General features: G+C 39.1%; 12 protein-coding genes. 9 read left to right on the top strand and 3 right to left on the bottom strand.

The features are described 5' to 3' along the window. The first annotated feature begins 258 nt into the window (after positions 1-258). Genes TE34_RS04285 through TE34_RS04275 form a run of 3 tightly spaced genes read left to right on the top strand, consistent with a single transcriptional unit; the run spans position 259 to position 2524 of the window. The gene (locus TE34_RS04285; RefSeq protein WP_047983592.1) at positions 259-1029 is read left to right on the top strand and encodes a basic amino acid ABC transporter substrate-binding protein; all 771 of its coding nucleotides are present in this window, start codon (positions 259-261) and stop codon (positions 1027-1029) included. A 40-nt stretch (positions 1030-1069) separates the two neighbouring features. Next, the gene (locus TE34_RS04280) at positions 1070-1789 is read left to right on the top strand and encodes an amino acid ABC transporter permease (RefSeq protein WP_047983632.1); all 720 of its coding nucleotides are present in this window, start codon (positions 1070-1072) and stop codon (positions 1787-1789) included. Between the two features lie 12 nt (positions 1790-1801). After that, positions 1802-2524: an amino acid ABC transporter ATP-binding protein gene (locus TE34_RS04275; protein WP_047983591.1), complete on the top strand. Its 723-nt coding sequence runs from the start codon at positions 1802-1804 to the stop codon at positions 2522-2524. A 181-nt stretch (positions 2525-2705) separates the two neighbouring features. Here the strand turns inward: TE34_RS04275 and TE34_RS04270 are convergent, their stop codons facing one another. From TE34_RS04270 to TE34_RS04260, 3 genes are all read right to left on the bottom strand, one after another. After that, positions 2706-3683, bottom strand: coding sequence for a proline dehydrogenase family protein (locus TE34_RS04270; protein WP_047983590.1), 978 nt, complete (start codon positions 3681-3683; stop codon positions 2706-2708). Between the two features lie 101 nt (positions 3684-3784). Further along, positions 3785-4579 (bottom strand): cytochrome c oxidase assembly protein, encoded by a 795-nt coding sequence (locus TE34_RS04265; RefSeq protein ID WP_047983589.1) that lies wholly within the window; start codon positions 4577-4579, stop codon positions 3785-3787. After that, on the bottom strand, positions 4576-5034 hold the full coding sequence (locus TE34_RS04260; RefSeq protein ID WP_047983588.1) for a DUF2243 domain-containing protein: 459 nt from the start codon (positions 5032-5034) through the stop codon (positions 4576-4578). The genes TE34_RS04265 and TE34_RS04260 overlap by 4 nt, the downstream gene beginning before the upstream one ends. Before the next feature lie 176 nt (positions 5035-5210). Between TE34_RS04260 and TE34_RS04255 the strand changes: the two genes are divergently transcribed. The 6 genes from TE34_RS04255 (at position 5211) to lhgO (ending at position 12793) form a co-directional block, all read left to right on the top strand. After that, positions 5211-6278 (top strand): AbrB family transcriptional regulator, encoded by a 1068-nt coding sequence (locus TE34_RS04255; protein WP_047983587.1) that lies wholly within the window; start codon positions 5211-5213, stop codon positions 6276-6278. Positions 6279-6591: 313 nt separating this feature from the next. After that, positions 6592-7566, top strand: coding sequence for a TAXI family TRAP transporter solute-binding subunit (locus tag TE34_RS04250; protein ID WP_047983586.1), 975 nt, complete (start codon positions 6592-6594; stop codon positions 7564-7566). 19 nt (positions 7567-7585) lie between these two features. Next, the gene (locus TE34_RS20180; protein ID WP_053074969.1) at positions 7586-8077 is read left to right on the top strand and encodes a DUF1850 domain-containing protein; all 492 of its coding nucleotides are present in this window, start codon (positions 7586-7588) and stop codon (positions 8075-8077) included. Between the two features lie 15 nt (positions 8078-8092). Beyond that, entirely contained in the window at positions 8093-10054 is a 1962-nt protein-coding gene (locus tag TE34_RS04240; RefSeq protein ID WP_047983585.1) for a TRAP transporter permease, read from the top strand. Between the two features lie 75 nt (positions 10055-10129). Beyond that, positions 10130-11575, top strand: coding sequence for an SLC13 family permease (locus TE34_RS04235; RefSeq protein WP_236687099.1), 1446 nt, complete (start codon positions 10130-10132; stop codon positions 11573-11575). Positions 11576-11596: 21 nt separating this feature from the next. Then, positions 11597-12793 carry an L-2-hydroxyglutarate oxidase gene (gene lhgO, locus TE34_RS04230; RefSeq protein ID WP_047983584.1) on the top strand — a complete coding sequence of 399 codons (1197 nt, stop codon included), beginning with the start codon at positions 11597-11599 and terminating at the stop codon, positions 12791-12793. Positions 12794-12947: the final 154 nt, after the last annotated feature.

Below are 12947 nucleotides of genomic sequence, written 5' to 3'. Positions count from 1 at the left end.
TGTAATTTATGAATCTAGTAAAAGGATGGACAGAAAATAATAGATTTAAACATTAACTCTAAAAGTTTTTAGTTTAATAGAGAAAGAATAGCGGAATTAATTGAAAACTTACCATGAATCGACAACTTTTATACGTTTTTTTTACGTTAGGTATATTGAATGTCATAGGTTGTTCGCTTATAATTATAATAATCATCTAAATTATTAGATAATTAGATGATGGTGATGATAACAAATACGAGAGGGGAATACGTTTATATGAAGTATGTAAGAAAGTATTGGGTTATTAGTTTATTCGTTCTAGGTTTAAGCACGCTGTTGGCGGCTTGTGGGTCATCGAGTTCGGGCGTAGCTGATGGAAAGTTAGTGGTTGGAACAGATGCAGCCTATGCACCAATGGAATACATGGATGATAAAGGAAACATTGTTGGTATTGATATTGATATTGTGAAAGCCATAGCTGAAGCTGCAGGATTTGAAGTAGAATTTAAGAACATTGGTTGGGATCCATTATTTCCAGCCGTAGAGAATGGTGAGGTTGATTTTGCAGTGTCTTCCATTACCATAACTGAGGACCGCAGAAAAACGTTCGACTTTAGTGATCCGTACTTTGTAGCAAACCAACTTATTCTTGTACCAGCTGATTCCGATATCGAGTCATTTGAAGATTTAAAAGGGAAAAAAGTTGCTGTGCAAATCAACACCACTGGTCATGAAGTTGTTAAGGGCCTTTTAGGAAATACAAGTAAAGATATTGTAGCACCCGAGTCAATGCCACTGGCGATTACTGAAATGTTGAATGGTAATGCCGATGCCGCTGTTGGTGATAGTCCGGTTGTTTTAGAATATGTAAAAAACAATCCAAACGTTGAGTTGGAAACAATTGAAGATGATAGTTTTGAAAAAGAAAATTACGGGCTAATGGTAAAGAAAGGAAATAAGGAAGTTATCGACCTGTTAAATAAGGGAATTAAAGAAATAAAAGAAAATGGAAAACTACAAGAAATCATTGATTCCTATCTAAAATAGTGACTAATAGTGAAGCAGCGATTTACTGGGGGTGGTCGTAATAGATTTTTTAGACAATATCCGATTTGATATGATATGGAATTACAAAGAGCTCTTTATTCGCGGTATATGGGTAACATTAAGTTTAACTGCTGTAGGGTACATAGGTGGTGTCATTTTTGGGCTCTTTCTTGGGATAGGAAAACTTTCAAAGAAAAGATGGGTATATTATCCTAGTAAATTCTATGTGGATTTTTTCCGTGGAACACCACTTTTAGTACAAATTCTACTGATCCATACAGCCCTTATACCATCGATATTTGGCCAGTCTCTAGGCTTCTTTGTATCGGGTGCAACCGCACTGATGTTAAACTGTGCTGCCTATAATGCAGAAATTATTCGTGCAGGCATTCAGTCGATTGAAAAAGGGCAAATGGAAGCAGCTAGGTCTCTTGGTATGCCGAGGAAAGAGGCGATGCGATATATTGTCTTGCCACAAGCAATTCGTCGCATGGTTCCTCCACTTGGTAATGAATTAATCGCACTACTGAAAGATTCTTCCTTGGTTACGGTCATAGCTGCGACGGATATCTTATATGCAGGTAAAGTAGTCGCTGGAGCATATCAGCGTTTTTGGGAACCATACATTACGGCTGCCATTTTATACTTAATATTAACGTGGATATTTACAAAACTGATTACCTATGTAGAAAAACGGTACAGTAATAGTTATATTCCTTCACAAAGGCGCCGAATATTCTCATTCGGTCGGGCTTCATAGGAAGGTGATGACATGATAAAAATTAAAGGCTTGCATAAATCATTTGGAGAGTTAAAAGTACTAAAGGGTATCGATTGTGAGATAAGTGAAAAGGAAGTAGTCTGTGTTATTGGGCCAAGTGGGTCCGGAAAAAGTACCTTCCTGCGATGTATTAATTTGCTAGAAGATATTACAGATGGTGAAGTATATATTAATGATGTGAAAGTAAATGATCCTACTACGGATATTAACGAAATCCGTAAAGAAGTAGGGATGGTATTTCAGCAGTTTAATTTATTTCCACACATGAACGTGCTAGAAAATATAACCATCGCACCGGTAAAAATACGAAATATGCACCAGGTAGAAGCGGAGGATTTAGCATATCAATTGTTGGAAAAGGTCGGCCTTCGCGATAAAGCTCATGCTTATCCAGAGCAGCTATCTGGTGGACAAATGCAACGGGTCGCGATTGCTAGAGCTTTGGCAATGAAACCAAAAGTAATGCTATTTGATGAGCCAACTTCTGCACTGGATCCAGAAATGGTAAAAGAAGTGCTAGATGTGATGAAACAGCTTGCTTTAGAGGGGATGACGATGGTAGTCGTTACACATGAAATGGGCTTTGCTAGAGAGATGGGGGATCGCGTGCTATTTATGGATGAGGGCGTGTTAGTGGAGGAAGGCACCCCATCCGAAGTCTTTGGTCAGCCGAAGAGTCCTCGTACACAGGATTTCTTGAGTAAGGTGTTATAGCTTAGGGGGAAAAGTCCTTTATCCGCGTGATGGAGGGCTTTTACTTTTGCTGTTTTATAAGGAGGAGTGGTGGCTATTGAAAAAAACAGAATGTGTCCAATAAATACAACATCTTTTCAAGTAGGTCCAAAGCTATTAAAAAATCCACCAACATATATGCTGGTGGATTTCTCTAATTCTACTATTTTTTTCTCTTCTTACTTAATCTACCTAATACAAATGCACCTGCAGCCACACCTAGTACCGTATTGGTTTTCTTATTAAATACTTGTTTCACCATTAAATTAATGTTCTGCGGACGTTCTGCTAAACGGCGCATGAAGTAACCATACCAGTCATCTCCAAATGGAACATACGTACAGAAGTTGTATCCTTCTTTTGCTAACTCTAATTGAAGATCTTTACGGAAACCATAAAGCATCTGGAATTCAAACTTGTCCAATGGAATGTTATTCTCTTTAACAAATTGCTTCACATGATTGATTACATGATGGTCGTGTGTTGCAATAGAAGTAAATTTACCACTTAATAGATGGTATTCAATTAGTTTAAGAAAGTTTTGATCAATATCCTTTTTATTCTGGAATGCAACTGTTTCTGGTTCTTTATATGCACCTTTCACAATGCGAAGGCGATAGTCTTTGTATCTCTCAATATTTTTAACAGATTCATAGAAATAAGCTTGGATAACCGTACCTAAATTATCAAATTCCATAGAAAGCTCATCCAATAAATCAAATGATGGTTTTAAATGATCATAGTCTTCCATATCAAAATTAATGAAAATTCCATATTCATTTGCTTTGTAAGCGATTTCTTTTAAGTTCTGCTTACAAAAGTCATAGTCGATATCAAGTCCAAGTTGGGTAGGCTTTAATGAAATATGAGCATCTACCTCATTCGTACGAATTGCTTCAATTACTTCTAGAATCTGGTTCTTTGCTTTAATAGCTTCTTCTTTTTCGGTTACAAACTCACCTAAATTATCAATGGTTGCTGAGATACCAGTGTTGTTTAGTTCTTTAACACTTTGAATCATATCTTGAACATTAGTACCAGCAACGACAGATTGAGCCCCTAACTTTAAACCATATTTTTTAGCAGAACTGTTTAACAATTGATTTTGTGACATACCAATGAAGAAATCCTTTAAATTCATTATGCATACCTCATTTGCTTTTTTCTTTTATTATATCGGATAATAGGCTATTCTGTCACTCATTGAATTTTGTATGCAATATATTACTAGTGTGATAGGCGCTAGTAAGCCTCTGTTGGTTCCATTCTCGGTCGTGTAGATCTGTACCACTGATGGCATAGCATGATAATGATAATTAAATCTATGGCATCCCCCCCATAATACATAATCATTCCACCAATTTCTGCTTCTTGCCTTGTTACACCTACTGGTGGGAAAGCATAGATGTGTTTTGCTAGAATAGCGTGTGCAGACAAGGCGAATAAAAGAACGAGAGACCGATAGGGGTAACCGAGTCTATGTGGAGTTGGATCGATGTACACCATGGATGCCGTAAATAAATAGCCTGCAATGAAAATATGTGCATGTATAAATAAGTATAATAGAATGTGTTCATGCATTAATACAAATAGATCTGTTGTGTAAAGTATCCACAGTCCGCCCATGTTTAGGATGGAAGCGGTAATCGGTTGGTGAAAGAGCTGTATTGGTCTTAATCGTAAGAAGCCCGTTAGTTTTCTCGCAGCCTTTGTAGGAAGGGCGCGAAGTAAGATGGTCATTGGAGCTCCTAAAACTATTAGTAAAGGAGCAAGCATTCCAAGAAGCAAGTGCACAAGCATATGTATTTGAAAATCCGTATGTGCAAGTCGAGCTAATGGTCCCATTACAGCTAGGAATGAACTCAAGATACCTAACGAAAATAAAACTATCCGGTATAGAGGCCATTGTTTAAACTTTTTGTTAGCAATGATGACTGCTAGAAAATAACCAATGAAGGCAATAAAAAACGGTAATGCCATTACAAGTTCTATGGCAAAGGAATGCATTATTTCGTGTGTATGATGCTCTGGGCTCATGCTTCAATCATCCTTCTAGCTCTTAGAATCAGCGATATTCCTAATAGCATGAATGTAACTGCAACTAAATTCCAAATGACATCGTAGACAATTATATTCTCCACATACCGAATCTGGTGGATTCGCATAATTTTATGCTGGACGATGCCATCGTATAAATTAAATGTGCCAGAACCTAAAAGTACACTACCCTGCCATAATGGATATAGAAAGGCATCTCTTCTTCTTAAATCTGCTACTAAAAACAAGCCTCCCACTGTTGCAAACCAGCTAAACACATGAAACAATCCGTCTGATAGAAGCCCAATACTAGTAGTGGAACGATCGTAAAATTTATGCCAGTGGAGGATTTGGTGAAAAATCGCTTCATCTAAAAAAGCCACAAGTCCTAGACCGAAGAGAATTCCTGAAAGGATATTTCGGTTAAAGAATTTTGCTTGTTGTTGTTTAACCATTGTTCTTCTTCCTCTCGTTTAATTTGTTATCATTATGAACTTGAAATACGGTAGGTATTCATAGAAAGAGGTTATAACCTATAGGATGAGTAAGCATGCTAGGCAACTTGTTCAGAATTTGATTCCGTGATAAGTTAAGAAATAGAGTTTTACAACTAAAGGGGCTTATACATACTATGTCTTTTAAAGTTAGTTTCACATTAGTAGAAGCAGCAATTATCTCCATTTTAGGTGGCTATGTATTTTCTTTATTACATATACCACTTCCTTGGGTTCTTGGTCCTCTCACATTTGTCATGCTCTGGCAAGGATTCACGGGAAGAAGATTAATCATCCCAAATTATATTCGTGATGCTGGGTTTATCATTCTAGGAATCTACTTTGGACTGTACTTTACGACAGAAACCATTCAAACCGTTATCCCATATTTACTACCATACATTTTGGTTACTTGCATACTTATCATTGCTTGTATCATGTTAGGTACGGTCGTAACGAGATGGATTCAAGTGGACAAGATAACGAGTGTTTTCTCTTGTATACCTGGTGGATTATCGGAAATGGCGATTGCTGGGGAATCATTAAAAGCGAATGCGTCGTTAATCGTTATCTTCCAAACGATTCGATTGGTTACAGTGTTATTTACGATACCGCCATTTATGGTTTACTTTATTGGTAATTCTGGGGATAGTGTTGTCCAACGTTCGGTCGAGGTGACATTTAACGGGAGTGATTGGAGTTATTTATGGTTTATACTTCCTGTTTTAGCAGCCATATTTTTCCGAAATAAAATTCCAGCTGGGATTATTATTGGTGCACTAGGGATAACGGCAGTCATGAATATCAGCCCTCTTGAATTAGCCTCTGTACCATCGGTTGTAATGAATGCTGGACAAGTGGCAGTGGGGGCGAGTCTTGGGAAGAACATACTATTTCAGGATTTAAAAGTTGGAGGGAAATACACGTTTGTATATTTTGGTCTCTCACTGATGATTGTAACGATTTCGTTTGGATTAGGAATGTTACTTGCTGCCTTTACATCTTTAGATTTAGCAACGGCATTACTCGGAACTGCACCAGGGGGATTTTTCGAAATGGTACTTACGGCATACAATGTAGGAGGAGACCCAGCAATAGTAAGTGCTCTCCAGTTGGTAAGGATATTATTAATTGTTTTACTCGTACCGATCTCGTTAAAGTGGTGGTTTAGTAGAAAAACAAGACTAAAACGTGCATTAACCTAACTCAAACGCATCTAACTAAAGGTGGCAATGTTCATCTTTTAGAGATGCGTTTTATTTTTTGAAACAAGTTTACTAAATATTATTTACAATTATAAATAAATGTATTATTATGAACAGTATGAAATAAATAAACACTATTATGAAAGTTTTCTATTAGTTAACGGTAAATCATCTTGGAGAGACAACAGTGAAACGAGTCTTACGAGGGTGGTTTTTTTAGTTGTCTAATGTAAGCGTTTTCTGTCATCTTATTTGATTAATATCCTACTACATATAGGAATTAATATAACCATAAAAAATGGAGGGGAAAAACATGAAAAAGACAATATTTTTTAGCTTGTTACTATCACTAGTACTTATCATAAGTGCTTGTGGAGATAGTGCTGGTGGATCTGGGGAAGATGCTTTAGATGGTGAGTTTGTAACTGTTCTTACTGGTGGATCATCTGGGGTTTATTTCCCATTAGGTGGTGCGATGGCTAAGTTTTATCAAGAGATGGGTGCTAATGCCAATAGCCAATCTACTGCTGCTTCTGCGGCTAACATTACGACACTAAACCAGGGAGAAGCTGAGCTAGGATTCTCCATGGGGGATGCTGCGGCTGATGGTTATGAAGGAATTGATAGCTTTGAGGAGCAAGGTGCTCAAGAAAATATTCGTTCTATCGCTTCCCTATATCCTAACTACTTGCAAATTGTTGCTACCGCTGAATCTGGAATTAAAACAGTGGAAGACTTAGCTGGTAAAAACGTTGCTGTAGGTGCACCAGCTTCTGGTACAGAAATCAGTGCAAAGCGTGTGCTTGAAGCTTATGGTATGAGTTATGACGATATTAATGAAGACTATCTATCGTTTGCTGAAGGTGTAGAAGGAATTAAGAATGGCACAATCGATGCAGTTGTTATTTCTTCAGGTTTACCAAATGCGGGAGTAATGGAACTACAAACATCCAATGACATCGTGGTAGTTGAAATTGCAGAGGAAAAAGTATTAGAAATGCAAGAGAACTATCCTGCTTTCTTCCCTGCAGTCGTTTCAGCTGATGTGTATGATCTAGCTGCGGACACGCCTACAATTGGGGTAAACAATGTTCTGTTAACACATAAAGATGTTTCTGATGATGTAGCATATGCTCTAACAAAGGGATTCTTTGAAAACCTTGACGCGCTAAAAGATACACACAATGCTGCTAAAGATATTGATATTAAGAATGCATTAAAGAACTTACCAGCTCCATTACACCCAGGAGCGAAGAAGTATTTTGATGAGCAAGGGATTTCTGAATAAATAGTAAGAAGGAATCTGCATGAGTAAAAAAGTTATCTATACGACAGTTATACTACTGATTGCTGCTGGAATCTATTTGATTCCAGTGCAATCAGGTATTTTACTTACGAATTTAGAAGGAAAGCCATATCACTTTTTCCCATGGGAAGAGAGAACGGTAACAGTAGGTTGGCGCCATTCTGTGGAATTAACTCCATGGCAAGAAACCTATCAAATTAATAGGGATAACACATTATCGTTTGCAGAGACACTTTACCAATCCTATGGAGCGGGGACTCCTGACACAGAAGGTTCAGTAGAATTTCTATCAGATGGTTTTGTCCGTGTTACGGGTATTCAACGAAATATACCTTTTTATTCTCTCTATTATGTTCCCATCTCAAACTATTCCATTACGGATGGGACAACAATCTATCCTCTAAAAAACTATGTTCCAGATTATAATCATGTTCGTATTCAATATGATTCGATCACTATTTTTGATTGGCTTCGAATAAAACTTAACACTTAAGGAGGGATGGGCCAAATGAGTGAGGCGGTTAAACCGATAGAAGAATTATCAACGGAGGAACAAAAGAAACTAATAGAAAAATATGACGCGGAATCAAGATTCAGGAATTTTAACATTCCATGGATGGTTCGTCTTGTTACGCTTATTGCAGTTGGTTTAGCACTATTTCATCTTATTACGTCCTTTACTGGTCCGCTAGTAACATTGAAACACCGTGCATTACATACCGGTGTCATTTTAATTCTCGTTTTTTTACTGTATCCTTCTCGTAAAAAGGCACCACAGCAACGTGCATCGGTAGTAGATTTTATGCTAGCAATCCTGTCAATTGCAACAATTGCCTATATCTTTATTGATTATATGGGGATTGTAAATCGAGCTGGGTTACCAAGCACTAGTGATTTTATTTTTAGTCTATTGATTGTCATCCTGGTTCTTGAGGGTGGACGTCGTGTTGTTGGTATCGGTCTAACCGTTCTAAGTGCGCTTTTTCTACTCTATGCCTATTTCGGTCCGTACCTTCCTAGGATAATTGCCCATCGAGGGTATTCACTTGAAGATATTACGACTTACATGTACCTAACGACGGAAGGAATATTTGGTACTGCTATTGGAGTTTCAGCAACCTATATTTTCCTATTTGTCCTGTTTGGAGCATTTTTAAATCGTACAGGTCTAGGTCAACTATTTAATGATACTGCGATGGCAATCTCTGGTCATACAGCAGGCGGACCTGCAAAGGTATCCGTTATTTCTAGTGGTTTCCTCGGTTCCATAAATGGTTCAGCGATAGCTAACGTGGTGACTACTGGTTCCTTTACAATACCTTTGATGAAACGTACTGGATATTCGAAAGATTTCTCTGGTGCGGTAGAAGCTGCAGCTTCCGTTGGTGGGCAAGTGCTTCCGCCAGTCATGGGAGCAACAGCATTCATCATGGCAGAAACGTTAGGTATGAAATACAGTGAGATTGCTCTTGCCGCCATTTTGCCTGGTTTACTGTACTATATGGGCGTCATAACAGTAGTACATTTACGTGCGAAAAAACGTGGCTTGCGTGGACTTACTCGTGAAGAACTTCCTAATATTTGGGAAGTGATGAAGGAGAGAGGACATTTATTAATCCCACTAATTGTTCTGATTTATCTACTGTTTAGTGGGAAAACACCAATATTTGCCGCTGCTTGGTCAATTGTTATCACTGTCTTGGTAGCATTGCTACGAAAGAAGACAAGGTTATCTATTAAGGGTATTATCGGTGCATTAGAAGACGGGACGCGTAGTGCAGTTGGGGTGGCAATGGCCTGTGCAATGGTTGGAATTATCGTAGGGGTTGCTTCATTAACAGGCTTTGGTCTGAAGATGACGACAGCAATTCTCATTCTTGGTCAAGATACGTTGATCTTGACGCTATTCTTTACAATGGTTGCATCCATCATTCTTGGAATGGGGCTTCCTTCTATTCCAACATACATTATCACGTCATCCATGGCAGCACCCGCATTAGTACAGTTTGGGATTGAACCATTTGTTTCCCATATGTTTGTATTCTATTTTGGCATTTTAGCCAATTTAACACCGCCAGTAGCCTTGGCTGCTTTTGCAGGAGCGGGTATTTCGGGAGGAGATCCGAATCGAACTGGCTTTATATCCCTCAAGCTAGCTGCTGTGGGGGTTCTCGTACCGTACATTTTCGTTTATTCACCGGAATTATTAATGCAAGGTACCAATGGTTGGGAAATCGCATGGGTCGCTACAACTGCTGCAATTGGAATCATAGCATTAGGCGCAGGGCTAGAAGGATATTTCATGGTGAATATGAACTGGCTACTTCGAATTACTTCTGTCTTAGCTGCAGTGACATTAGTTATTCCAGGTACTTTGACCGATGTAATTGGATTAGGATTGCTAGCACTGGTAGTAGTTGTTCAGTTCCTTGCTAGTAAGCGAGAAAAGAAGTTATCACTAAAGAGTTAATAGATGATGAAAATATCGGGGTGCCACATTGGCATCCCTTGAATTTTGAAGAACATTCAAGGGGAAGGGACAACAATGAAACCATCTTATGTTAGTAGTTCAATTCCAATGGAGAGAAAAAACGTGAAAAGAATCGTCAGTTTGCTTATTGCAGCTGGCATTTTTATGTTACTGTTTTTTGGTTTGCCAGAAACCTTTTCCTATGAGGCGCGATTGATGACGGCTGTGGTTAGTTTTGGTGTTGTTCTATGGGCTCTTGAGCCAATTCCAATCGGGCTGACAGCGTTGCTCATTCTAGTGCTGATGCTCATTTTTAAATTGGCAGATACTTCCGTTGTGTACAGTGGCTTTGCATCTCCAGCTACACATCTAGTGGTCGGGGGCATGATGATTGCCCAAGCAGTTAATCAAACCGCACTCGTAAAACGGGTCAGTTATTTTATCGTGAAAAAGTGGGGAACTACAGCAAAAGGGCTGCTAGGGAGTATGATTCTTGTTCAACAAATTCAAGCGTTTTTTATACCTTCAACAGCGGTAAGAACAACGCTAGTCATTCCCATTTCCTCACTCATTGTAAAGTCCATCGGGGCAAAGCCAGGAAGTAATTTACGTAAAATGATTATGCTCGGTGTAGCTTTTGGTGGGAATATTAGTGGGACAGCAATTCTGACAGCTGCTGTGGGAAACATCTTAACGGTTGAACTACTAAATCGATTCGCGGGGATCAATATTACCTATTTTCAGTGGTTTTTATATACCTTTCCATTATGGTTAATTCTTATTCCGTCCATTTGGATATTGCTGTATACCTATTTTCCGCTGAAGGAAGAGCAAAAGAATTTCCCTCATATAAAGGGAGAGATGAATAATAAGATAAAAGAGTTAGGTCCAGTTAGTATCAAAGAGATACGGTGTTTAATTATCTTGCTTTTTATCGTAGGATTATGGATTACGGAACCATACCATGGCTTGCACCCTAGTGTACCAGCACTAATTGGCGCTGTCATTATGACTCTTCCAGGTATTGGTTTTGCCAAGTGGGAGAATGTTGTCAAAATCAATTATAATACGGTATTGCTTCTGAGTGTCACGTTGTCGATGGGGTATGGGTTAATTGATTCTGGTGCGGTAGACAATATTGGCGACTATCTCAGTGTGGGTTGGTTTATTGAAAGTATGCAGATTCCGCTAGTTGCTGCCATCTTAGTCATAGTGCTAGCCCAAATTTTTCACAAGCTCGTTTCCAATGTATCTGCCGCAGTTGTTACATTAATCCCGATTATGATCAGTGTAGCGGATAATGCAGGCGTGGATCCATTACCGTTAGCGTTCATAGCAGGGGTTACAAGTTTATTTGGTTTTCTACTTGTGGTAGAAACGATGCCGAATTTAGTGGTTCATAGCACAGGGTTAATCGAACAACGTGATTTCTTAGTGCCAGGAATACTAGCAACAGGCATCACGATTATTGCTACCATTTTTGTGGCTTTAACATGGTGGCAGTTGATTGGTTTAATCTAGTAAGTTGAGGAGGGGATTGAGATGAACGATTTTCTGATCATCGGTGGAGGAATTGTAGGTTTATCCGTAGGGATGACTCTGTTAGAACAGCATCCAGGTGCCAAGCTAACAATTCTCGAGAAGGAATCCGATGTAGCGCAACACCAAACTGGGCACAATAGTGGTGTAATTCATTCAGGAATTTACTATAAACCAGGTAGCTACAAGGCTCGCTTTGCAAAGGCTGGAAATGAAAGTATGCGGAAGTTTTGTGAGGAGAATGATATTCCACATGATATGTGTGGGAAAGTAATTGTTGCTACGAACGAACGTGAAATTCCTGAGCTGGAGAAGTTGTTTAAGCGTGCTTATCATAATGGGCTTGAAGCAGAATGGTTATCAAAGGCTGAGTTGAAAGAGAAAGAACCTCATGTGGCTGGTGTTGAAGCGATATATTTGCCATCTACTGGAATAGTAGATTATAAGATGGTTTCAATGGTAATGGCTTGGAAGATTCGTTCCCTAGGAGGAACCATCTTGACCGATACTGAGGTAGTTGCTGTAGAGGAAAGAGATGATGAGGTTATTGTTGAGACAAAAGAGCAAACCTTTAAGACCAAGTTTCTTGTGAATTGTGCTGGGTTACATAGTGACCGGATTGCTAGAATGGCAGGCTACCATGTCGATGTGAAGATATTTCCGTTTCGTGGGGAGTATTTTGAAATAATAGAGGAGAAAAGGAACTTGGTGAGGAATTTAATCTATCCAGTCCCAAACCCCAATTTTCCATTCCTTGGCGTGCATGCTACGAGAATGATAGATGGCAAGGTAGAAGTAGGGCCAAACGCTGTCCCAGGTTTTAAACGAGAAGCCTATTGGAAGACGTCATTTGATTGGAAGGATTTTGGAGAAATTGTATCGTACCCTGGTTTTTGGAAACTCGGATTTACTTATTTAAAAGAGGGGATGGAAGAAATCAGCCGATCTGTTAGTAAAAAGCGATTTGTAGATAACTTGAGGCAGCTTCTCCCTAGTGTGGATGAAGATGATTTAGTACCAGCGCCAGCCGGGGTCCGCGCACAAGCCCTAGGTAGTGATGGAAAACTGTTTGATGACTTTTTCATTATCGGGGGACGGAACAGTGTACATGTATGTAACGCCCCATCACCAGCAGCAACGGCTAGTTTGGAGATAGGGAAGGAGATTGCTGGTAGGGTTGGAGTTAGGTTGGGAGTTTAGTAGTTTGTAAGGGCCGGGTGCGGTCCTTTTTTTGTTTGGTTGTGGATTGGGTGTGGGTTTTTGTTGAGATGAAGAATAGAGTGGTTCTAATCCTTAAGTTGGGTGGAGATTTTTGTTGAGATGAAGAATAGAGTGGTTCTAATCCTTAAGTTGG

Source organism: Ornithinibacillus californiensis, assembly GCF_001038485.1.
GTDB lineage: Bacteria > Bacillota > Bacilli > Bacillales > Amphibacillaceae > Ornithinibacillus > Ornithinibacillus californiensis.
Note: the sequence above shows the minus strand (reverse complement) of the source record. Positions and strands in the feature narration are given on the sequence as shown.